General features: G+C 43.0%; 25 protein-coding genes, 1 pseudogene and 1 other annotated feature. Of the genes and pseudogenes, 4 read left to right on the top strand and 22 right to left on the bottom strand.

Annotated elements, in window-relative coordinates; all coding sequences use genetic code 11:
- Positions 1-14 precede the first annotated feature (14 nt).
- The gene (locus KZX55_RS02430; RefSeq protein ID WP_167266211.1) at positions 15-584 is read right to left on the bottom strand and encodes a GNAT family N-acetyltransferase; all 570 of its coding nucleotides are present in this window, start codon (positions 582-584) and stop codon (positions 15-17) included.
- Positions 585-760: 176 nt separating this feature from the next.
- Here KZX55_RS02430 and ald point away from each other — a divergent pair, with 176 nt between their 5' ends.
- Complete coding sequence (ald, locus tag KZX55_RS02435; protein WP_248023597.1) at positions 761-1873, top strand: alanine dehydrogenase; 1113 nt, start codon at positions 761-763, stop codon at positions 1871-1873.
- Positions 1874-1933: 60 nt separating this feature from the next.
- Here the strand turns inward: ald and KZX55_RS02440 are convergent, their stop codons facing one another.
- From KZX55_RS02440 to KZX55_RS02520, 17 genes are all read right to left on the bottom strand, one after another.
- The gene (locus KZX55_RS02440) at positions 1934-2911 is read right to left on the bottom strand and encodes a PhoH family protein (protein ID WP_248023600.1); all 978 of its coding nucleotides are present in this window, start codon (positions 2909-2911) and stop codon (positions 1934-1936) included.
- Positions 2912-2991: 80 nt separating this feature from the next.
- Positions 2992-3207 carry a YozE family protein gene (locus KZX55_RS02445; RefSeq protein WP_001232084.1) on the bottom strand — a complete coding sequence of 72 codons (216 nt, stop codon included), beginning with the start codon at positions 3205-3207 and terminating at the stop codon, positions 2992-2994.
- A gap of 23 nt (positions 3208-3230) precedes the next feature.
- Positions 3231-3809, bottom strand: coding sequence for a GrpB family protein (locus KZX55_RS02450; protein WP_248023602.1), 579 nt, complete (start codon positions 3807-3809; stop codon positions 3231-3233).
- Between the two features lie 11 nt (positions 3810-3820).
- Positions 3821-4675 carry a CvfB family protein gene (gene cvfB / locus KZX55_RS02455; RefSeq protein WP_248023613.1) on the bottom strand — a complete coding sequence of 285 codons (855 nt, stop codon included), beginning with the start codon at positions 4673-4675 and terminating at the stop codon, positions 3821-3823.
- A 59-nt stretch (positions 4676-4734) separates the two neighbouring features.
- A complete protein-coding gene (gene frr, locus KZX55_RS02460; protein WP_248023621.1) occupies positions 4735-5292 on the bottom strand; it encodes a ribosome recycling factor in 558 nt (185 codons plus the stop codon).
- Positions 5293-5299: 7 nt separating this feature from the next.
- Positions 5300-6037: a UMP kinase gene (pyrH, locus tag KZX55_RS02465; RefSeq protein WP_000002996.1), complete on the bottom strand. Its 738-nt coding sequence runs from the start codon at positions 6035-6037 to the stop codon at positions 5300-5302.
- Between the two features lie 83 nt (positions 6038-6120).
- A complete protein-coding gene (gene trmFO / locus KZX55_RS02470; protein WP_248023631.1) occupies positions 6121-7455 on the bottom strand; it encodes a methylenetetrahydrofolate--tRNA-(uracil(54)-C(5))-methyltransferase (FADH(2)-oxidizing) TrmFO in 1335 nt (444 codons plus the stop codon).
- 145 nt (positions 7456-7600) lie between these two features.
- Positions 7601-8467 (bottom strand): 16S rRNA (cytidine(1402)-2'-O)-methyltransferase, encoded by an 867-nt coding sequence (gene rsmI, locus KZX55_RS02475; protein WP_248023633.1) that lies wholly within the window; start codon positions 8465-8467, stop codon positions 7601-7603.
- Positions 8468-8469: 2 nt separating this feature from the next.
- The gene (gene yabA, locus KZX55_RS02480; RefSeq protein WP_000358229.1) at positions 8470-8787 is read right to left on the bottom strand and encodes a DNA replication initiation control protein YabA; all 318 of its coding nucleotides are present in this window, start codon (positions 8785-8787) and stop codon (positions 8470-8472) included.
- 36 nt (positions 8788-8823) lie between these two features.
- Positions 8824-9714, bottom strand: coding sequence for a DNA polymerase III subunit delta' (locus KZX55_RS02485; protein WP_248023635.1), 891 nt, complete (start codon positions 9712-9714; stop codon positions 8824-8826).
- On the bottom strand, positions 9711-10349 hold the full coding sequence (tmk, locus tag KZX55_RS02490) for a dTMP kinase (RefSeq protein ID WP_248023637.1): 639 nt from the start codon (positions 10347-10349) through the stop codon (positions 9711-9713). Before tmk ends, KZX55_RS02485 begins: the two co-directional genes overlap by 4 nt.
- A 120-nt stretch (positions 10350-10469) precedes the next feature.
- On the bottom strand, positions 10470-11267 hold the full coding sequence (proC, locus tag KZX55_RS02495; protein WP_248023645.1) for a pyrroline-5-carboxylate reductase: 798 nt from the start codon (positions 11265-11267) through the stop codon (positions 10470-10472).
- Positions 11268-11270: 3 nt separating this feature from the next.
- Positions 11271-12533, bottom strand: a complete 1263-nt coding sequence (locus tag KZX55_RS02500; protein WP_248023654.1) for a glutamate-5-semialdehyde dehydrogenase — start codon at positions 12531-12533, stop codon at positions 11271-11273.
- 9 nt (positions 12534-12542) lie between these two features.
- A complete protein-coding gene (gene proB / locus KZX55_RS02505) occupies positions 12543-13652 on the bottom strand; it encodes a glutamate 5-kinase (RefSeq protein ID WP_248023665.1) in 1110 nt (369 codons plus the stop codon).
- A 101-nt stretch (positions 13653-13753) separates the two neighbouring features.
- Positions 13754-14653 carry an RluA family pseudouridine synthase gene (locus KZX55_RS02510; protein ID WP_248023667.1) on the bottom strand — a complete coding sequence of 300 codons (900 nt, stop codon included), beginning with the start codon at positions 14651-14653 and terminating at the stop codon, positions 13754-13756.
- Positions 14643-15104 (bottom strand): signal peptidase II, encoded by a 462-nt coding sequence (gene lspA / locus KZX55_RS02515; protein WP_248023676.1) that lies wholly within the window; start codon positions 15102-15104, stop codon positions 14643-14645. Before lspA ends, KZX55_RS02510 begins: the two co-directional genes overlap by 11 nt.
- The gene (locus KZX55_RS02520) at positions 15101-16009 is read right to left on the bottom strand and encodes a LysR family transcriptional regulator (RefSeq protein WP_001025717.1); all 909 of its coding nucleotides are present in this window, start codon (positions 16007-16009) and stop codon (positions 15101-15103) included. The genes lspA and KZX55_RS02520 overlap by 4 nt, the downstream gene beginning before the upstream one ends.
- Here KZX55_RS02520 and KZX55_RS02525 point away from each other — a divergent pair.
- Positions 16002-16097 (top strand): annotated as a pseudogene (locus tag KZX55_RS02525) (AraC family transcriptional regulator); the annotation flags it as partial. The gene KZX55_RS02520 and the pseudogene KZX55_RS02525 sit on opposite strands and share 8 nt — an antisense overlap.
- A gap of 145 nt (positions 16098-16242) precedes the next feature.
- Here the strand turns inward: KZX55_RS02525 and rpmA are convergent.
- The 4 genes from rpmA to KZX55_RS02545 form a co-directional block, all read right to left on the bottom strand.
- Positions 16243-16536, bottom strand: a complete 294-nt coding sequence (rpmA, locus tag KZX55_RS02530; protein WP_000916509.1) for a 50S ribosomal protein L27 — start codon at positions 16534-16536, stop codon at positions 16243-16245.
- 16 nt (positions 16537-16552) lie between these two features.
- Entirely contained in the window at positions 16553-16897 is a 345-nt protein-coding gene (locus KZX55_RS02535) for a ribosomal-processing cysteine protease Prp (RefSeq protein WP_000613697.1), read from the bottom strand.
- A 15-nt stretch (positions 16898-16912) separates the two neighbouring features.
- Positions 16913-17227 (bottom strand): 50S ribosomal protein L21, encoded by a 315-nt coding sequence (rplU, locus tag KZX55_RS02540; RefSeq protein ID WP_000109141.1) that lies wholly within the window; start codon positions 17225-17227, stop codon positions 16913-16915.
- 34 nt (positions 17228-17261) lie between these two features.
- Positions 17262-17349: a sequence feature (ribosomal protein L21 leader region), on the bottom strand.
- Positions 17350-17413: 64 nt separating this feature from the next.
- The gene (locus KZX55_RS02545; RefSeq protein WP_248023678.1) at positions 17414-18100 is read right to left on the bottom strand and encodes a YoaK family protein; all 687 of its coding nucleotides are present in this window, start codon (positions 18098-18100) and stop codon (positions 17414-17416) included.
- 156 nt (positions 18101-18256) lie between these two features.
- Here KZX55_RS02545 and KZX55_RS02550 point away from each other — a divergent pair, with 156 nt between their 5' ends.
- Positions 18257-19234 (top strand): Gfo/Idh/MocA family protein, encoded by a 978-nt coding sequence (locus KZX55_RS02550; RefSeq protein ID WP_248023680.1) that lies wholly within the window; start codon positions 18257-18259, stop codon positions 19232-19234.
- Complete coding sequence (locus tag KZX55_RS02555) at positions 19231-20313, top strand: DEAD/DEAH box helicase (RefSeq protein WP_248023681.1); 1083 nt, start codon at positions 19231-19233, stop codon at positions 20311-20313. The genes KZX55_RS02550 and KZX55_RS02555 overlap by 4 nt, the downstream gene beginning before the upstream one ends.
- The last annotated feature ends 24 nt before the right edge of the window (positions 20314-20337 follow it).

A 20337-nucleotide genomic window follows, 5' to 3' on the forward strand; every position in this document is an offset into this window, starting at 1 on the left:
ATCTTTTCAACTGCTTACTTATTTGCAAAATAATCTTCCTTAGTCAAGACATAATGAACTCTTGTGATCATTCGACCTGGTTCTTTATTATCCATTCTGGCATAGGGTTCTTCGTGGGAAAAGCGCATACCTGATTTCTCCATGACCTTTCCTGATGCGGGATTGTCCTTATCGTGAAGGGCAGTCAACTTGTTCATTCCAATCTTCTCAAAAGCCAGCTCAATAACGGCGCGATTGGCTTCTGTCGTCAATCCTTGATTCCAATACTTTTGGTTGATAATATAACCAATAGCTGCTTTTTTGAGAATGTGGTCAATCTTGTGCAAATCAATAGTTCCAATAAACTGACCATTGCTTTTTAATTCGATTCCCCAACGGCCCAAGGGATTAGACAAGTAAAACTGAGCAATGTTGTTCTTAGTTTCTTCTAAGCTTTGATTTGTTGGAAAAGTGTATCGTGTATTTTCTCTGTCTGAAGCATACTCAAACATAGCTTCTGCATCATCCAAGGTTACAGGTCGGAGCAATAAACGCTTCGTTTCTATAGTTGGATACTGGGCAAATTTCACAAATATTGATTCCATACTTTTCCCTCCATTAGAGCTTGATTCTCACTAGTCTAGCATAAATAAATTTGGATGACAAGTTTTTCTTGATTTTTGAAGCGGTTTCATATACAATAAAACCATCACATTTTTGATTTATGAACTGGAATGTGACAACCAAAACAAGACCGTCAATTGAAAGGTAGGTTATCTCTATGTTAATCGGAATCCCAAAAGAAATTAAAAATAACGAAAACCGTGTTGCCCTCACTCCTGCTGGCGTCCACAGTTTAGTCAGCCGTGGACATCGTGTCCTCATCGAAACAAATGCTGGTCTCGGTTCAGGATTTACTGATGCGGACTATCAAAAGCAAGGAGCTGAGATTGTCGCTACTGCTGCCGAAGCCTGGGCTACCGAGTTGGTCGTAAAAGTAAAAGAACCACTAGCTTCTGAATATGGTTATTTGCGCGACGATCTTCTCCTCTTCACCTACTTGCACATGGCCGCCGCTCCAGAATTAGCAGAAGCTATGTTAGCAGCAAAAACAACAGGAATTGCCTATGAAACTGTTCGTGACAATCAAGGACAACTACCGCTCCTCGTTCCAATGAGTGAGGTTGCAGGTCGTATGGCTGTTCAAATCGGAGCTCACTTCCTTACTAAGCAAGCTGGTGGCTCTGGTGTTCTACTTGGTGGTGTACCAGGTGTTCCAAAAGGAAAAGTAACCATCATCGGTGGTGGTGTCGTCGGTACACATGCTGCCCGCATCGCCCTTGGTCTTGGTGCTCAAGTGACTATTTTAGATATCAGTGCGAAACGTCTCTCAGTTCTAGAAGAAGTCTTTGGAAATCAAATTCAAACTCTTATGTCTAATTCTTTCAATATTGAAGCAAGTGTGAGAGATGCTGATGTGGTGATTGGTGCAGTTCTCATTCCTGGTGCCAAAGCACCGAAATTGGTGACAGATGAGATGGTCAAACAAATGCGTCCAGGATCTGTCATCGTTGACGTTGCTGTTGACCAAGGTGGTGTTATCGAGACAGCTGACCGTGTGACAACGCACGATGAACCTGTCTATGAAAAATACGGTGTTCTCCACTATGCCGTTGCCAATATCCCTGGTGCAGTTGCTCGTACCTCTACTATCGCCCTAACCAATGTCACTCTTCCTTATATCGAAGCTTTGGCCGGCAAAGGGTTCGCACAAGCAATCTCTGAAGATGAGGGCTTACGTCAAGGTGTGACCACTTATAAAGGTTACTTAACTAGCCTACCAGTTGCTCAAGGACTCGATAAAGATCATACTTCTATCGACGAACTTGTTTAAAGCTAGACACTCATTAAAAAAGAGCAGTTCACATCTGAACTGCTTTTTTTGCTATTCTGTTTATTCCTTCTTTTCTTCAACCTTAACTGGAGCTGGTTCATAAGCTCGGATAATCTGAGCGACAACTGGATGACGAACCACATCCTTAGCTGAAAAATGAACAAAGTCGATTTGGTGGATGTTCTTGAGTTTTTCTTGGGCATCAATCAAACCGGACTTAACATTACGTGGTAGGTCAATCTGGCTGATATCTCCATTGACAATCATCTTCGAATTAAATCCTAAACGAGTCAGGAACATCTTCATCTGCATGATGGTCGTATTTTGTGCTTCATCGAGAATGACAAAGGCATCATCCAAGGTCCTCCCACGCATGTAGGCAAGGGGCGCTATTTCAATAATTTCACGCTCCATGAGACGGGTCGTTTGGTCTTTTCCGAGAATCTGATACAAGGCATCATAAACTGGTCGAAGATAAGGATCGACCTTCTCCTTAAGATCACCCGGAAGAAATCCTAGACTCTCGCCTGCTTCCACTGCCGGACGAGTAAGGATAATCCGCTTGACTTGCCCACGTTTAAGGGCAGTTACTGCCAAAGTCACTGCAAGAAATGTCTTCCCTGTCCCTGCTGGTCCGATTCCAAAGGTCACATCATGCTGTTTGACACTGTCCACATAAAGCTTTTGCCCCAGGGTTTTGACACGAATCGGCTTCCCTGTATTGTCTTTGATAATTTCTTCTTCGTAAAGGGCGACAAACTTGTCGATTTCATCGTTTTTGACCATGCTAATCGCAGTCACCACATCTGGCGTGCCAACCGTCATCCCCCGATTCACCAAGACCATCAAGGCTTGGATAACCTGACGGGCTTCCTCACAGGCAAACTCTTCTCCGATAACCTGAACAATTTCCGTACGAGCATGAATCACCACATCGAGCTCTTCTTCCATCAAACGAAGATGGCGCTCATTGGAACCAAAAAGATGAAACAGGTCATCTGGATGACTTAGTTGAATGTCTATTGAATGTTCCTTCAAATAAAGAACCTCTCTAATCCGTTTATTTCTTTTTATTATAGCAAAGAGAACAATAAAATACTAGCCTCATCTCATTGTCTCTAGTGTTCTAAGTATTCTTGCCAGATTGCGTCAAAGTCTCCTAGGTTAAAAGAGAAACTGGCATGCTCCTCCAAAAAGCGACTCACCTCATCAAAATCATCCGTGTGTTTTGGGAAGGCTGACTCCTCAAAAGCAAGGTCTGCCAAAATAGCTTTGGGGCTATTACTTTTCGGATTGCGTTCAGTCATAAGCCATGTATAAAATGATTTTCTCAATTCTTTCTCCTATCAAGAGTTTTTTAATGACACTTTTCTGATTCTTGAAAATTACTGGACTTAGCCTCTGAAACGTAATGGTTTATAAAATCTGTTTTCGCATCTGTATAGGCGTCTCGATTGTGTTCAAATTTTTTCCACAAACTTAGTTTTAATTCCTGATACGCTTGGGCGATATCTGGATGCTGGCAGAGATAATCTCTAAAATAAATCTCGTTATAATCTCCCGTCATTCGCAAATGTAGATGAAAGACTTTCTCAGCAAATCCCTGTTCTGTATATCCTTTATTTAGCGAAATCCTGGTAGGACTCTCCGACATCACTAGCCAACCATTCTTCACCAATAAATCCCTAACTCTTGCTAAATCCTCTATTTTACCTACTTCTAGCAGAATATCAACGATATTTTTGGCCCAAATATTAGGGATAGCAGTGCTACCGATATGTTCTATTCTTTTAATAACGTTTGCACCCAATATTTTTTTCAGACTTGTTTTTTCCGATTCATACCAGTCTTTCCACTCTGACTTGTGCTCTACTAGAAAAATAGGAAAAAGTTGCCAGAGTTCCTCTAAACTCATTTCTTCAAGTTTCTTTATCATGTCTATAAGGTTTAAATCAACTCTGTCCCAAACTGGTCTTGCTTGATTTTACCAGCCTTCATCAAGCCGCCGAGTGCTTTCTTGAACTGGCCTTTTGAGATGCCAAAGGTTGCCTTGATGTCATCAGGAGATGACTTATCATTTAAGGTCATGAAACCGCCATTGCTTTCCAAGTAGGTCAAAATCATCTGGGCATCATTTTCCAACATTTCAAAGGAACGTGGTTTGAGGGAGAGGTTCAAAGTACGGTCTACTTCACGGAAACCGATGACACGCGCATCTAGAACTTGCCCCAAACGTGGCTCTGCGTAGCGTTCACTTGGGTGAATGAAACCAAGCATGTTATTTTCTGGTAGGTAAACAAAGGTTCCTGACAGCTTGAGACGGTAAACAATGGCTGGCCAGTTTTGGTTCTGCATGTTATTGTAAGCAGGACGTGCCAGTCGTTGGAAGTCTTCTTGATAAGCCAAGAGTCCCCAGATTCGGTCTTTCTTGTCCACTTCAAGACGGATGTAGAGTTTGTCACCCTTCTTAGGCCATAGTTCCTTGAGCTCAGGGAGAATATCAAGTGACACTACGATTTCCTTGTCAGGTAGACCGGTATCGACAAAAACACCCAAGTCCTTACGAACTTCTGTTACCGTTCCCCAGCCAAATTGATCCTTAGTGGCAGTCACTTCTAAGGTTGTCAGGCGGAGTTTCTGCTTCATATCCGTGTAGGTAAAACCTTTGACCGTATCCCCTACTGTATGTTGACCTTCTTCCTTGGCAAGAGCATATGTCTGACCATCCTTTTGCACAAAGTAAAAACGGTCATTTTCATCGATGATGAGTCCAACGATAAAACTTGCAAGATTTGTATTCATATTTCCTTCTTTCGAATAAAACTCAGCCAGCAATGCCAACTGAGTTTTTCTGTTTATTTTTAGACTTCCAAGAGTTCTTTTTCTTTATTGGCAGTCATGTCGTCGATGTGTTTCACAGCATCGTCTGTTACTTTTTGAATTTCTTTTTCAAGAGTCTTCAATTCGTCTTCAGTGATTTCTTTTGCTTTTTCTTGTTTTTTAGCTTCGTCCATAGCATCGCGACGGATATTGCGGACAGCCACTTTAGCATTCTCACCGACCTTCTTCACTTCTTTGGCAAGGTCACGACGAGTCTCTTCTGTAAGAGCTGGGATAACCAAGCGGATCACAGAACCGTCATTAGCTGGGGTGATACCAAGATCAGAAGCGTTCAAGGCACGTTCGATGTCTTTCAATGAAGACTTGTCAAATGGTGTTACCAACAAGACACGCGCTTCTGGAATGGTAATTGAAGCGATTTGGTTAAGAGGAGTTTCGACTCCGTAGTATTCTACGTGGATACGGTCTAGCAAGCTTGCGTTGGCACGACCGGCACGGATACCACCAAATTCACGAGCAAGTGATTGGTGAGACTGGGTCATTCTCTCTTTAGCTTTTTCTACAATTGCGTTAGCCATAATTTTCTTATTCCTTTTCTTCGATATTGTTTGAAACTGTTGTTCCGATATTTTCACCAAATACGACACGTTTGATATTGCCTGGTTGGTTCATGTTAAAGACAACCAAGTCAATGTCGTTGTCCATAGAGAGGGTTGAAGCTGTTGAATCCATGATACGAAGACCTTTGTTGATAACATCACGGTGAGTCAATTCTTCAAACTTAACGGCAGTCTTGTCTTTCTTAGGATCAGCATTGTAAACACCATCGACCCCATTTTTAGCCATAAGAATGGCATCCGCTTCGATTTCAGCTGCACGAAGGGCAGCTGTTGTATCTGTTGAGAAGTAAGGTGAACCAATACCAGCACCAAAGATAACGATACGGCCTTTTTCAAGGTGGCGAAGGGCACGTCCACGTACGTAAGGTTCTGCCACTTGTTGCATAGCAATGGCAGTTTGCACTCGCGTATCGACACCAACTTGTTGCAATGAATCTGCCATCACAAGAGCATTCATAACAGTCCCAAGCATTCCAGTGTAATCCGCCTGAACACGGTCCATTCCTGCTTCTGCAGCAGGCTCTCCACGCCAGAGATTCCCTCCACCAATAACAAGGGCAATTTCAATACCTAAGCTATGAACTTCTTGAATCTCTTTTGCGATTGTTTGAACTGTTTGGATATCAATCCCTACGCCACGTTCACCGGCAAGGGCTTCACCTGATAACTTGATTAAAATACGTTTATACTTGGGGTTCGCCATTTTTACTCTCCTTTTTTTATCCTACCTATTTTATCACAATTTCTAAGATTTTTATAGTATCATGAGCAATTCTTTGAAAAAAATTAGATAGTTAAAAATTCCTCTAAGTCGGTAAGGGCACGCTCTGCAATTTTTTCATAACGAGCCTTCTTATCACGGATACGCTCGCCATCCAATTCCTTGATAATCCCAAAATTGACATTCATTGGTTGGAAATGTTTGCTGTCCGCATGAGTGATATAATGAGCTAGACTTCCGATCGCTGTGGTCTCTGGGAAGATAGCTTCACTTTCACCCTTGAAGAGGCGAGCTGCGTTAATACCTGCAACCAAGCCTGAGGCTGCTGACTCAACATAGCCTTCCACACCCGTCATTTGACCAGCAAAGAAGAGGTTGGGCTGTTTCTTAGAACGATAGGTTTGCTCGAGAAGATTTGGTGAATCCATGTAAGAATTGCGGTGCATGACCCCATAACGGACAAACTCCGCATTTTCAAGACCTGGAATCATTTGGAAGACACGCTTTTGTTCTCCCCATTTGAGGTGGGTCTGGAAACCGACGATATTGTAGAGGCTACCAGCCGCATTGTCCTGACGGAGCTGGACAACCGCATAAGGTGTTTTAAATTCTCCATCTCGAGGGCCTGTGTAGTCGTCTGAATACTCCAGACCGACTGGCTTCATCGGACCATAAAGCATAGTTTTAATGCCACGCTTAGCCATGACTTCGATAGGCATACAACCTTCAAAGTACTTTTCTTTTTCAAACGAATTGAGCGGTGCTTCTTCCGCATTGACCAAGGCTTCATGAAAATCCATAAACTCTTGCTTGGTCATTGGAGCATTGAGGTAGGCCGCCTCTCCCTTATCATAACGAGATTTGAGATAGACCTTACTCATATCGATGGTGTTAACGTCAATAATTGGCGCCGCCGCGTCATAGAAATAGAATCCATCCCCATCATTAAGGGCATGAATCTTCTCAGCTAGGGCATCGCTGGTCAAAGGACCAGTAGCGACAACAGTAATAACGTCAGTTGGCAATTCTGTAATTTCATCACGAACCACCTCAATTAAGGGATGATTAGCTACTTTCTCAGTCACCATCTTTGAGAAACCATCGCGGTCCACCGCAAGCGCACCACCTGCAGGAACACGTGTAGCCTCAGCAGATTCCAAGATGACCGAACCCAAGCGACGCATTTCTTCCTTGAGGAGCCCAACTGCATTGGTCAAAGCATCCCCACGTAAGGAATTGGAACAAACCAACTCTGCAAAATTGTCTGTTTTGTGCTGGGGTGTAGGCTTTACACCACGCATTTCAAAAAGTTTAACTGGAATACCACGTTCTGCAATTTGATAAGCTGCTTCAGAACCTGCCAAACCTGCTCCGATAACATTGATATAAGATTGAGACACGACACTAATACCTCTTTGGGTGGAACCTAAGTTCATATCAAAACAAGCTACTAGACTATTTGACACCCACAAATCTTTCTAATTTTTCTTTTACTAGTATAACAAAAAAAGGGAAGAAGGAAAACTTCCCTGTTTAGTCATTTTCTTAATTTTCTTCCCAGTCGTGGTAGGCAGCGTAGAGCTGACTCTTATTCCACTGGTAGAGTTTCGCAACTTCCTTAATGGCTTGATTTTTCTTCATGCCTTGCTGGATACGAGATTGGATTTCTGAAAACAAGTCCTCCTCGTCCTTTTCCTCCACATCCTTACTAGCACCTTCAACGATGAGAAGGCATTCTCCCTTGAGTGGCGTTTCAGCGATGCTTTCCAGTAATTCAGAAATCTTTCCTCGTTGGTATTCTTCATAGATTTTAGTCAATTCCCTGACCAAGACTACCGAGCGGTCACCGTATACTGCTAGCATATTTTCTAGCGTATCCGCTACACGATGGGGCGATTCATAGAAAATCTGAGTTTCTGGGTAATCTTTTTTCAAGTCGAAAAATTGCTTTTGCTGGCCTGATTTTCTAGGTAAGAAACCGTAAAAGATATGTGGTTGTGGTGCTAGGCCACTGGCAATCAAGGCAGAGATGCCTGCACTGGCACCTGGAACGGTAACAACTGCGATTTCTTCCTCAATAGCTGCCTTGACCAAATCATGCCCAGGGTCTGAGATACTAGGCAGACCCGCATCAGAGACCTGAGCGATACTTTGTCCCGCCTTCAGAAAACCAATCAAATCAGGAATTTTTTCCTTGGCATTGTGCTCGTGAAAACTGATCTGTTTGGTTGAAATATCAAAATGCTTGAGCAAAAGACCGGTATTGCGCGTGTCCTCAGCCGCAATCCAGTCCACCTCTTTCAAAGTCTGGATGGCACGAAAGGTCATATCGTCTAGATTTCCAATCGGCGTTGCCACTAGGTAAAGTTTGCCATAAGGAGATTGCCCCTTAAAACTTTTTTGAATCTGCATACTTACTCCCTGTATAACAACTCGTCACAGAACATACATTCCTCGTCCTGCTCTCGGCGTTGTCCATAAAAATCATTACATACGTGAAACCCATCTTTATAGATCCGACGGACGCTTTCACGAACATGCTTGGCCTTAACAGGTGTATCTGCTTCCACCTCGCCCAAGCGTTCGCGCAACTTACTATTTTCCAAGCGAAGAGCTGTATTTTCCTCTACCAGGCTCTTGAGATTTTTCTTGATGGCTTCTACATCGGCCAAGGTCACCAGTAACTGTTGGGAAAAATCGTCCAGCGCGTCAAATAATTCTTTTTTATCCATAAACCAGCCCTTTCCTTTCTTTATCCTTCATTGAGTTTATATTTCTTTCAAGACCAGATATTCCATGGCATTTTGAAAGCTGACATTGGCTTGCCACATTTTTCTAGCTTCTAGCAAATCTTGTAAAATCTGTCGAATCCTTGCTTGCAAGAGGTCCTGTCCACAGAGCACTTCGAGGATTCGCAAGACCTGATCTTGTTTTTCCTTGTCATCTGCCAAGCTGGCTAATTTAGCAACTTGGAGATAACTTTCTTTTTTCTTGGCTAATAACCAAGTCAGCAGGCGTTCGCTCTCATCGACCAAGGTCCAAAAGCTCGCCTGGTTTGCCAACTTTTCTGCTTCAGCTCGTGACTGACAAAACTGGGCTAAAAGAGTCGCCTTTTTCTTAACCAGTCCCATTTGTTCTAAGAGCAAGATGAGCTTTTCTTCTTGCTTTTTAAAGTGGAAAATCTGCGTCCGACTACGGATAGTCGGTAATATCTTTTCCTCATCGCTGGTCAAGAAGAAAATGTAAACTTCACTCTGGGGTTCTTCGATGACCTTGAGCAGAGAATTGGCCGCGTTAGGATGCATTTTATCCGCCTGCTCGATAATAAAAACCTGCTGCTGACTTTCAATCCCTGCTTGGGAAAACTGACCCACTAATTCTCGAACCCGTTCTGTCTTGATGACCTGATTGACTGGCTTAATCAAAGTAACATCGGGAAATTCTTCCATCTCAATCAGCTTGCAGTTTCGGCATTTCTCACATGGTAGAACGCCTACTTTATCCGTACAAAAGAGGCTCTTAGCCAAAAACTGCGCCATTTCCAAGCTTCCAAAGAAACCTGAAAAGAGATAGGCGTGATTGAGCTGTTCTTGTTCTAGGATACGGACAAAGCGGTCAAACTGGTCTGGCTGCCAAGCCTTTAGTTGATCTTGTTTCATTTATCCAAGCCCATTCTGTCAAACAAGACAGCCTTGGTAGTTTCCACAACTTGCTCCAAAGGAAGACTCGCATCAATCTTGACAATGCGATTTCCTTCTTTGTCCAGAAGAGAAAGGTAGCCTTGACGGACTTTCTTGTGCAAGTCCAAGCCTTCCAAGTCCAAACGATTGACCTCGCGGTCACTATTAGCAGCAATGCGAGCCAATCCTTCTTCCACCTCAATGTCAAAATAAAGTGTCAAATCGGGTTTGAGGCCATCTGTCGCAAAGTGATTGAGCCAATCAATGGCATCAATATCCAAGCCACGGCCAAATCCCTGATAAGCAACGGAACTATCGATGAAGCGGTCCATAATGACCAACTTGCCAGCTTCAAGTGCTGGAAGAACTTTTTCCACTAAGTGCTGTCTACGACTGGCAATATAGAGAAGGAGTTCCGTTTTAGGATCCATCTGCGTATGACTTGGGTCCAAAATCACTTCCCGAATCTTCTCTCCAATCAAGACTCCACCTGGCTCACGGGTCGTCAGCACCTCTACTCCTTTTTCCTCTAAAATTGGGAGCAGAGCCTCTAAAACACTGGTCTTTCCTGCTCCCTCTGGTCCCTCAAGAGAGACTAAAAATCCTTTTGACATGTCTAACTCATTTCTTTTTTTCTACCTTCTATTCTATCAAAAAAATAGGTTTTTGTGACAATCTTTTTGTGTCTTCTCCATTCAATCGACCATAAAAGAGGCTGGGAGTCATCCAACCTCTTATTTACCTAGTTCTTGTGTTCGTTTGTAGGATTGCTGAACTGCGTCCATGACTGTGCCTCTAAAGGCATGTTCTTCCAGACTTGCTACACCAGCGATAGTCGAACCACCTGGACTACAAACTTGGTCTTTCAAAACTCCAGGATGTTGCTGGCTTTCGAGAACCATTTGCCCAGCGCCGACTACTGTTTGGGCTGCCATTTTCAAAGCCATTTCTCGTGGCAATCCTGTCTGCACACCCGCATCTGCTAAAGCCTCGATAAAAAGGTAGACAAAGGCTGGTCCACAACCTGCAAGACCTGTCGCAGCATCGATTAAGCCATCCCCCAGCTCAACCAAGAGACCAGCCTTGGCTAAAAGCTGACAAAAGAGCTCCCTGTCCTCAGCACAACAGTTTTCTGATAAAGCGTAACTAATCACTCCTTGGCCGATAGCCACTGGTGTATTGGGCATGATGCGAATAATTCGGTGTTGACTTGGCAGAAGACTTGCCAGTTTTTCCAAAGTCAATCCAGCCGCCATGGAAATCAAAAGAAGACTCTCTCGTTTTTCAAGAATAGTCTGATATTGAGAAAGCAAGTCTGAGAACTGAGCAGGCTTAACTCCTAGAAAAATCACATCTGCTTCTGCAAAAATTTCTTCATTGCTGGAAGCCTGACCACCGAAATTAGTGATGAAAGCATCTACTTTCGCTTGACTACGATTGGCAAGGAGAATCTGAGCACCCGTTTTGGCCTGCAAGACAGCTTTCGCCAAGCTAGAACCCATATTCCCCAAACCGATAAATCCAATCTTCATCTCTTACTCCCTTATCTGTCCGTCACCAGTAACCACATACTTGTAGCTAGTCAACTCCTTCAAGCCCATTGGCCCACGCGCATGCAGTTTCTGAGTAGAAATCCCCATCTCACATCCAAGACCAAATTGCCCACCATCAGTGAAACGCGTTGAGGCATTGACATAAACCGCTGCTGAATCTACTTGATCTGTAAAGTAAGTTGCAGCTTCAGTATTTTCCGTCACAATGGCATCCGAATGATGGGTACTGTGAGCTTCAATATGCGCAACCGCTTCTTCTAAACTACTCACAACCTTAACCGCTAGGATATAATCTAAAAACTCAGTGTCAAAGTCTTGGGCCTCAGCTGTTCGACCTGAAACAAACTGACTTGCTTTCTCATCCAAGCGGAATTGAATTGGTTCCAGTCCAGCTTCTTTCCGACTTGTAACCAGCACTTTCTCCAAGCGAGGAAGAAAACGTGCTGCCTTGTCTTCATGAACCAGCAAAACCTCCATAGCATTGCAGACAGAAGGGCGACTAGTTTTAGCATTGTTGATGATGGCTAGAGCCTTGTCTTCATCGGCATCCTTATCGACATAAACATGAACAATTCCAGTTCCCGTCTCAATAACAGGCACGATAGCATTTTCAACCACGGCATTGATCAAGCCAGCGCCTCCACGAGGTATGAGAAGGTCTAGATAGCCCTTGGCCTTCATCATAGCATAGCTACTTTCACGGCTAGTATCTTCCACCAGTTGAATCACCTCTGGATGTATGGTAGTCGTCTCCAAACCCTTCTTCAAGGCTGTAACAATAGCATGAGCTGTTTGGTAGGCGTCCTTACCACTACGAAGAACGACCGCATTGCCACTTTTGAGAGCCAAAGCAGCCGCATCAGACGTCACATTTGGACGACTTTCATAGATAATACCAATAACCCCCATAGCCACACGCTTCTTGGTAATAACCAAGCCATTTTCAAACTGACTTGTTTCTAAAACTTCACCGATAGGATCTGGTAAAGCAACCACTTCACGAATTCCATTTGCCATCGCTTCTATACGTCCCGCATCCAAATAAAGACGGTCTAGCATAACATCTGAGATTGTTCCCTTGGCCGCTGACATATCAAGGGCATTGGCCGCTAAAATCTCCTCAGTAGCTGCCAATAACTGATCAGCCATGGCTAGCAAGGCTTGGTTTTTCACTGCTTCACTGGCAGTATTGATTGATTTCTTAACAGTCTGTACCTGTTCAAATTGTTCTTGTGTACTTACCATCGTTCACCTCTAAAATTCTGTAAAGAGCAGCTGGATTTCAGGAGTGATGGAAATCCAGTCATCACGGTGAATCAAGACTCCCTTAGCTTTTTGAGAACGGAGCATATCTTCTAGGGCTGAGACGCCAAATTGGACGCGTCCCTTTCCAAGAGATTGACCTGTTTCTTTATCAGCCACTGTTACAATATCGTGGTAAGAGAAGCTTCCTTCCACTTCTACAACGCCTGATAAAAGGAGACTTTTCCCGTTTTTTGAAAGTGCCTCTGCAGCTCCACCATCTACCCAGATCGTTCCCTGACTTTGAGCATAGAAGGCCAGCCATTGTTTCTGGGTACGAAGTCCCTTCTCTTGCGCAACAAAGAAGGAACCATCCTTGGTCTCCTCCGCCGCCTCAATCAGGGCATCTGATTTCAAGGAGGAGCAAATATAGACTGGCACACCTGACTCCGTAGCAATAGTTGCAGCCTTGATTTTTGTTAGCATGCCCCCAGTACCGTTTGACGAACCTGCTCCACCAGCCATATCAATAATCTCACGATTGATAGTCTCGATTTTCTCCAAACGTTTGGCTGTTGGATCTGAGTTGGGATTTCCAGTATAGAGACCGTCCACATCGGTCAAGAGAACTAAAAGGTCTGCTTGAACCATCGCCGCTACCTGGGCACTCAGAGTGTCATTGTCCCCGACCTTGAGCTCATCAATAACGACACTGTCATTCTCGTTGATGATGGGGATTGCACCACGATGAAGCAATACAGACAAGGCCTGGTGGGCATTCTTATAGCGACGTTTATCTACAAAATCATCCTGTGTCAGCAAAATTTGCGCTGAAACGATCTGGCTCATGAGGAGGTTGGTTGTGTATTCTTCCAACAAAAGTCCCTGACCAACTGCAGCCGAAGCTTGTTTATCTGCAATCTTAGTAGGACGCTTTTTAAAACCCAAAGCTCCAAATCCAGCGGCAACTGCCCCAGATGACACTAAAATCAACTCATGTCCAGCCTCATGCAGCATAGCCAATTGCTGGGTAATTGCCTTTACTTTACTTCTTGATAAACTCCCGTCTTCATTTGTTAAGGAGGAGGTCCCCACCTTAAAGACGATTCGTTTGTGCTTCATATTCTCACTCCGATTCTTCATATTTATCCATTATAACATGAATACTTTAAAATAGAAAAGACTTGAAATGAAAAAGGTTGAGACAAGGCATCTCAACTCTTTTATCTATTCTCATTTTTTCGCAATCTTTCCAGCGTTTCTTTAAAAATCTCTGGAATATCTGCTGTGAACTCCAAGGTTTCACCTGTTCTCGGATGGGTAAAACCTAGAGTCTTGGCATGGAGAAACTGTCCATGTCCTTTCAGGGTTTTACGAGGGCCATAGACCTCATCCCCAGCGACTGGATGGCCAATATAAGCCATATGAACACGGATTTGGTGAGTACGCCCTGTTTCCAGTTGCAACTCTAGCAAACTATAATCTCCAAAGCGTTCCAAGACGTGAAAACGAGTCACTGCTGGCTTCCCTTTAGCAGTCACTGCCTGTTTCTTACGATCTTTTTCACTACGACCAATCGGAGCTTCAATCACACCACGATCATTTGGCAGATTGCCATGAACAATCGCCCAGTATTTACGTAGAGACTTCTTATCCTTGAGTTCTTGGGCAAGTGCCAAGTGGGCCTCATCATTTTTTGCAATCATAAGCAGACCAGACGTGTCCTTGTCAATGCGGTGAACGATACCTGGGCGGAGAACCCCATTGATACCTGACAAGTCCTTGATATGGTACATGAGGGCATTGACCAAGGTTCCGCTGGTATGACCGGCGCTGGGATGAACCACCATCCCTTGAGTTTTGTTAACAACAGCTACATCCTCATCTTGGTAGATGATCTCGAGCGGCAGATTCTCAGCCACATACTCTAAAATCTCTGGTTCTGGCACATGGTAAGTGACTACATCGCCCTCTTGGACAGTGTATTTTGCTTTCTTTACTTGCCCATTAACCAAAACTTGTCCAGCCTTGATTTGTTCATTCGCGAGACTGCGAGATAATTCTGTCAGATCTGACAAAGCCTTGTCTAGACGTTGCCCACCAGTTTCAATTTTAATTTCCATTTACTTCCTCTTTAAGCATTGCAATCAATAAAACAATCACACCAACTGTCAAATAGCTGTCAGCAACATTGAAAATCGCAAAGTTGATAAAGTCTAGGTGAAACATATCCACCACAAAACCTTGACTCATTCTGTCGATAAAGTTGCCCAGACCTCCCGCGATTATCAAAGTCAGTCCAAAAACCAACCAGAGAGAATCCTCCATGTGTTTATGTAAATACCAAATGGCACCCACCATGACGACCAGTGTAATAACAGCAAATAACCACTGCTGATCTTGTAGCATGGAGAAGGCTGCCCCTCTATTTTGCAGATAGGTCAAGCTAACGAGATTGGGGATCCACGAACGCACTTCACCCAGTGGAATCTGCTGGACAACATAGGCTTTAACCCACTGATCCAGCCCAATCAAAAGCAGTATAATGACTGCTACTATTCCTCTTTTTTTCATGATTTCCTCTTTTGATCAAAATATTCTTGCATAACCTCAACGAAAAGAGTCCCAGCTTGGCTAAGCTCCACTTCCTCACGTTTGACATAGACCATGCGGTTATCTAAATTATCCTTGAGACGAATAACTGTGATGCCATTGACACTGTCACTATCTAAAAATCCAGATCCAGTCGCATAAGCATCCGTCCGCTCCAAAATACCATTCAAAGTAGCACGGTCGGTCACATTGAACATCTGGGAGCTCGCGCTGGTGTCAACAAAGTTCTCTGAATAGTATAGATACTCATCCTTTTCCTGGGTAAAACGAACCGTTGGCAGATCCGCTAAATCCTCCATGACCAATTCCTCTTTCTGTGCTAAAGGATGCCCTTCACGGAGATAAATGTGAGTCTGGAAAGGAATCAACTCAATGACTTCAAGACCTAACTTTTCAACCCGTTGCATGATGCCCTTTTTATTTTGATTGTTGAGGTAGATAATCCCAATCTCACTATGTCCTTGGGCCACTTCGTCTAATATCTGAACTGTAGTAGACTCAAAAATACGAAAGTTCTTATAATCAGGATAACGTTCTGAAAAGGCCGTAATGGTTGGTGGCAAGAAGTCATAGTGCTGGCTGGCAATGGAAAATTCATCCTTTTCTTCCTCAGGATTGGCATACTGATTTTGAAAAACATCAAAACCTTTGACCAATTCTTGCGCTTTCTCATAAAATTCCATTCCACGACGAGTCAAAAACGTTCCTGAACTCGTACGACGGAAAATTTTAAAACCTAACTCTTTTTCCAAATCGCGAACAGAAATAGACAGACTCGGCTGACTAACATACATCTTTTCAGCAGCTTCACGGAAAGTACCACTATTGGCAATGGCCACAACATAGCGTAATTGTTGAATATTCATCTTCTACCCCCAACTTCTCTATCTGTTCATTATACCATATTTCAGAATTTTTCCAAAAAAGAAAAAAGTGTCCATCGCAAGTTTAAATCTAACTATTCTTTATTAAATTCGATATGGGTATCAAAACAAAAAAATAGGCTCTCCGAAAACTCGGAAAGCCTGATTTAATGCTATTTCTAGCTTCCTCGCCTTTATATTTCAAGGCTCGGGATAAAAAGGTTCACTGGACCTTTTTATTTTGCGATTGGGTAAACAGAAACTTGTTTTTTATCGCGTCCTTTACGTTCAAAGCGTACTACGCCTTCAACTTTAGCGAACAAAGTATCGTCTCCACCACGTCCAACGTTTACACCTGGATAGATGTGCGTACCACGTTGACGGTAAAGGATTGATCCACCTGTTACAGTTTGTCCGTCAGCTGCTTTAGCTCCAAGACGTTTCGCTTGTGAATCACGTCCATTTGATGTAGAACCTCCACCTTTTTTGTGGGCGAAAAGTTGCAAGTTGTTAAGAGTCATTTTTAACATAATGTTTTCCTCCGTGTTAGTTTTCTGTGATAACTCTGGTTTGGACGAACTCAGAAGAGTTCTCCGATAAGTTTGCCATACCTAAGAAAAATGATTCAAAGAATAACTGGGTCATTTCTCTCTGGTGCGAAGGAAGATCCGCTGGTATTTCAACCTTTAGATAGCCACCTTCATCTTCGTTTAATTCTAAGATTGGTTCATAGCCTGCAAATTTCTCAATGGAATTGATAAAGTTAATGGCAAGCGTAGAAACCGATGCACACACGACATCTAAGCCGTATTCGCCACTTTCGGCGTGTCCAGTAATTTCCGCACTCCTCAGCTCGCCATCTTCGGCTCTCTCAAAGACTGCTTGTATCATGTGTTCTCCTTAAAATTAAGCGTTGATCGCGTTGATGACAACTTTTGTATATGGTTGACGGTGACCTTGTTTACGGTGGCTACCTTTTTTAGGTTTGTACTTGTATGTAACAACTTTCTTTTGTTTTCCTTGTTTTTCAACAGTTCCAACTACAGTAGCTCCAGCAACAAGTGGAGTTCCGACAACAGTGTTTTCACCACCAACAAGAACAACTTCGTTAAAAGTAACTTCTTGACCAGCTTCAACGTTCAATTTTTCAACGTAAACTGCTTGACCAACTTCAACTTTAACTTGTTTTCCGCCAGTTTTGATAATTGCGTATGTGCTCATTATGCACCTCCTATGATTTTTAGGGTTTCCCCGTATTTTTGTGAAGACTCGCCTAGCATCGTGGGACGAACCACTTTATACTCACTATGTGAGCAACGATGTTCGTGCGGTTGCACAGGATTGTGCATAGTCAACTCTTCAAGTATAGCATATCTTCTTTTTTCTTACAAGCGAAATCAATCAAATTTAAGCTTTTTCTTTCCCTTTTTTCCTCCAAGAAGCAAAAAGCATACTGAAGTAAAAGATACTCATCATAAGAGGAACACCTAGAATTGTTTTCTCCTGATAGTAAATCGTCAAATAAGCTGAAAAAACAACTCCGAAGACAAAACTGCTAAGCAAGCTAACAAAAATCAAGCCCTCTCGTAGAAAAGGCGTATGCTTGGTCCGGAAATAGTCTCCAAAAGCTAACATGGTACGTTTGATATTCCCTGTCATAAAAGCATTATTATAGGCAATCCCTGACACTTCTCCAAAGGCTGTTGTCACCAATCCCATACAAAAGGCCAATGGCGGTACGAGATAGATATTATCAACCGTTTGCGGCACAAAGCCTATAATTAGGGACAGGACTGCAAGTGGAATCAAGGACAAAATTGGCTTTTTCACAATTCTCAATTTTTCCTTATAAACTGTTAGTAAAAAGACCCCCATCATAAAGAAAAGCAAGGTCATTACTTTAGCACTAGCATCCGATACATTTTGTTGAATGAGTCCTACAGAAAGAAAAACAACATTCCCAGTTTGTCCAGCGACAAGGGTATTCCCTCGCACGATAAAAGTATAAGCATCGACATATCCTGCACAAAAAGTCAAAAAAAGCGCTAGTCGCTTAGACTGACGTGATATTTTCCTTATTGGTAATAATCTCATTTTCTCTCCCAATTCAGTTTCATTTACTCATTTCAATATTGTACCACTTTCTCCAAGAAATTCGTAGCCCATTTGAAAATTTTTACCATCTGTTGGATAGTCCTTCTTTTCTATGTTATAATGAAGGAAGGATTTGAAGTCGGAAAAGGAGTATTTATGCTTAAATTAGGTATCATCGGAACAGGGGCTATCAGCCATCATTTCATAGAAGCAGCCCATGCTAGCGGAGAATACCAGCTGGTTGCAGTCTATTCTAGAAAACTAGAAACTGCCGCAACCTTTGCTTCTCGCTATGAAAATATCCAACTCTTTGATCAATTAGAAGACTTCTTTAAGTCTTCCTTTGATGTGGTCTATATCGCCAGTCCAAACTCCTTGCATTTTGTTCAAGCCAAGGCTGCCTTGTCTGCTGGTAAGCACGTCATTCTTGAAAAGCCAGCTGTCACTCAGCCACAAGAGTGGCTGGATTTGATACAGACAGCTGAGAAAAATCACTGTTTTATCTTTGAGGCAGCTCGTAATTACCACGAGGAAGCCTTTACCACTATCAAGATTTTTTTGGCAGACAAACAAATTTGGGGAGCAGATTTCAACTATGCCAAGTATTCTTCCAAGATGCCGGATTTGTTGGCAGGGGAGACGCCAAATGTTTTTTCAGATCGTTTTGCTGGTGGAGCCCTTATGGATTTGGGGATTTATCCTCTCTATGCTGCTATTCGCCTCTTTGGAAAGGCTCAGGACGCGACTTATCAGGCTAAACAGCTTAACAATAGCATTGACTTAAATGGTGATGGTATCCTCTTCTACCCAGAATTTCAAGTTCATATCAAGGCAGGAAAAAACATTACTTCCAATCTTCCTTGTGAGATTTACACAGCAGATGGAACCTTGACCCTTAACACGATTGAACATGTCCGCTCAGCTATTTTTAGCGACCACCAAGGAAATCCAATCCAGCTCCCTATCCAACAAGCTCCCCATACGATGACTGAGGAAGTTGCTGCATTTGCACAGATGATCCAGCAACCAGACCAGACGATCTACCAGACTTGGCTGGATGATGCAAGCTCTGTTCATGATTTACTCTATACCATGCGCCAGACTGCTGGCATTAGATTTGAGGCAGAAAAATGAAAACCAAACTACCGACTGAATGGCAGGAATTGAGTGACCAACTCGGTTTCCAAGAATTTACCCCCATTCAAACTCAACTATTTGAGCCTATACTTGCTGGAGAAAACCTACTAGGAGTAAGCCCGACAGGAACTGGTAAGACCCTCGCTTACTTACTCCCAAGTCTACTCAGACTGAAAAAGAAAAAGGCGCAACAACTCTTGATTCTAGCACCAAATACGGAACTTGCTGGACAGATTTTTGATGTATGTAAAACGTGGGCAGAGGCTATCGACTTGACTGCTCAGCTCTTCTTATCAGGTTCCAGTCAGAAACGCCAGATTGAACGCCTAAAAAAAGGACCAGAAATTCTGATTGGAACCCCTGGCCGTATCTTTGAGTTGATTAAATTGAAAAAAATCAAGATGATGAATGTGGAAACCATCATTCTGGATGAATTTGACCAATTGCTCGATGATTCTCAGATTCACTTTGTTGAGAAAATCACCCACTACGCACCTCGTGACCACCAACTCATCTACATGAGTGCGACGACCAAGTTTGACCAAGAAAAGATTGCACCAAACACGCGCACCATTGATCTATCTGATCAAAAACTGGACAATATCCAACACTTCTACATGCAGGTAGACCAACGTCACCGAGTAGATATGCTACGAAAGCTGGCTCATGTTGAGGATTTCCGCGGACTAGTTTTCTTTAATAGCCTATCAGATCTTGGAAGTGCAGAAGAAAAATTACAGTATCGTGATGTCTTGGCTGTCTCCCTCGCTAGTGATGTCAATGTTAAATTCCGAAAAGTCATCTTAGAAAAGTTTAAAGACAAACAGCTAACCCTGCTCCTTGCAACTGACCTTCTGGCTCGTGGAATTGACATTGATAGCTTGGAATGTGTTGTCAATTTCGACGTCCCTAGAGATATGGAAACCTACACTCACCGCGCTGGCCGTACAGGTCGCATGGGTAAAGAGGGCTATGTTATCACTCTCGTAACCCATCCTGAAGAACTTAAAAAACTCAAGAAATTCGCAAGTGTGCGTGAAATTGTCCTAAAAAATCAAGAACTCTATATCAAATAAGGTTGGCATTCGCCAACCTTTTTC

The organism is Streptococcus halitosis (assembly GCF_023147855.1).
In the GTDB taxonomy this organism is placed as follows: Bacteria; Bacillota; Bacilli; order Lactobacillales; family Streptococcaceae; genus Streptococcus; species Streptococcus halitosis_B.

Coding starts and splice junctions, on each gene's coding strand:
- rpmA (WP_000916509.1), bottom strand. CDS start 16,536: ATGTTAAAAATGACTCTTAACAACTTGCAACTTTTCGCCCACAAAAAA.
- KZX55_RS02485 (WP_248023635.1), bottom strand. CDS start 9,714: ATGAAACAAGATCAACTAAAGGCTTGGCAGCCAGACCAGTTTGACCGC.
- tmk (WP_248023637.1), bottom strand. CDS start 10,349: ATGTCAAAAGGATTTTTAGTCTCTCTTGAGGGACCAGAGGGAGCAGGA.
- KZX55_RS02535 (WP_000613697.1), bottom strand. CDS start 16,897: ATGATACAAGCAGTCTTTGAGAGAGCCGAAGATGGCGAGCTGAGGAGT.
- KZX55_RS02430 (WP_167266211.1), bottom strand. CDS start 584: ATGGAATCAATATTTGTGAAATTTGCCCAGTATCCAACTATAGAAACG.
- KZX55_RS02510 (WP_248023667.1), bottom strand. CDS start 14,653: ATGGAAATTAAAATTGAAACTGGTGGGCAACGTCTAGACAAGGCTTTG.
- proC (WP_248023645.1), bottom strand. CDS start 11,267: ATGAAGATTGGATTTATCGGTTTGGGGAATATGGGTTCTAGCTTGGCG.
- KZX55_RS02555 (WP_248023681.1), top strand. CDS start 19,231: ATGAAAACCAAACTACCGACTGAATGGCAGGAATTGAGTGACCAACTC.
- KZX55_RS02450 (WP_248023602.1), bottom strand. CDS start 3,809: ATGATAAAGAAACTTGAAGAAATGAGTTTAGAGGAACTCTGGCAACTT.
- rsmI (WP_248023633.1), bottom strand. CDS start 8,467: ATGCAGATTCAAAAAAGTTTTAAGGGGCAATCTCCTTATGGCAAACTT.
- KZX55_RS02500 (WP_248023654.1), bottom strand. CDS start 12,533: ATGGTAAGTACACAAGAACAATTTGAACAGGTACAGACTGTTAAGAAA.
- proB (WP_248023665.1), bottom strand. CDS start 13,652: ATGAAGCACAAACGAATCGTCTTTAAGGTGGGGACCTCCTCCTTAACA.
- cvfB (WP_248023613.1), bottom strand. CDS start 4,675: ATGAATACAAATCTTGCAAGTTTTATCGTTGGACTCATCATCGATGAA.
- KZX55_RS02520 (WP_001025717.1), bottom strand. CDS start 16,009: ATGAATATTCAACAATTACGCTATGTTGTGGCCATTGCCAATAGTGGT.
- frr (WP_248023621.1), bottom strand. CDS start 5,292: ATGGCTAACGCAATTGTAGAAAAAGCTAAAGAGAGAATGACCCAGTCT.
- rplU (WP_000109141.1), bottom strand. CDS start 17,227: ATGAGCACATACGCAATTATCAAAACTGGCGGAAAACAAGTTAAAGTT.
- yabA (WP_000358229.1), bottom strand. CDS start 8,787: ATGGATAAAAAAGAATTATTTGACGCGCTGGACGATTTTTCCCAACAG.
- KZX55_RS02545 (WP_248023678.1), bottom strand. CDS start 18,100: ATGAGATTATTACCAATAAGGAAAATATCACGTCAGTCTAAGCGACTA.
- ald (WP_248023597.1), top strand. CDS start 761: ATGTTAATCGGAATCCCAAAAGAAATTAAAAATAACGAAAACCGTGTT.
- KZX55_RS02550 (WP_248023680.1), top strand. CDS start 18,257: ATGCTTAAATTAGGTATCATCGGAACAGGGGCTATCAGCCATCATTTC.
- pyrH (WP_000002996.1), bottom strand. CDS start 6,037: ATGGCGAACCCCAAGTATAAACGTATTTTAATCAAGTTATCAGGTGAA.
- lspA (WP_248023676.1), bottom strand. CDS start 15,104: ATGAAAAAAAGAGGAATAGTAGCAGTCATTATACTGCTTTTGATTGGG.